This is a genomic window from Adlercreutzia equolifaciens, assembly GCF_029076695.1.
Taxonomy (GTDB): Bacteria; Actinomycetota; Coriobacteriia; order Coriobacteriales; family Eggerthellaceae; genus Adlercreutzia; species Adlercreutzia equolifaciens_A.
This window is the reverse complement of the sequence record NZ_JARFIK010000185.1, coordinates 1-335: the sequence shown is the minus strand read 5'-3', so window position 1 is coordinate 335 and position 335 is coordinate 1. Positions and strand designations below refer to the sequence as shown.

The following is a 335-nucleotide window of genomic DNA, read 5'->3' as shown; positions in this document are numbered from 1 at the left end:
GGCACGGGTAATGTCGTCCACCGGGATCAGGCCCGCCTTGCCGCCGGCCGCGATGGCCATGTTGGAGATGGACAGGCGCTCGTCCATGGGCATGGACTCGATAGCGCTGCCCGTGAACTCCATGGCCGTGTACAGCGCACCGTCCACGCCGATCATGCCGATGATATGCAGGATGACGTCCTTGCCCGTCACGCCCGGGGCCAGTTGCCCGTCGATGACGAACTTAATGGTCTCGGGCACCTTGAACCCGGCCTGGCCCGTGGCCATGCCCACGCCCACATCGGTGGAGCCCATGCCCGTGGACAGGGCGCCCAGGGCACCGTAGGTGCAGGTGT

1 protein-coding gene is annotated in these 335 nt (G+C 66.6%); it reads right to left on the bottom strand.

Going from position 1 to position 335, the window contains the following annotated elements; translation table 11 throughout:
* Nucleotides 1-335 (bottom strand): aconitase family protein (locus PZH32_RS12005; RefSeq protein ID WP_275208488.1); only part of this gene is annotated, 335 nt, incomplete at both ends.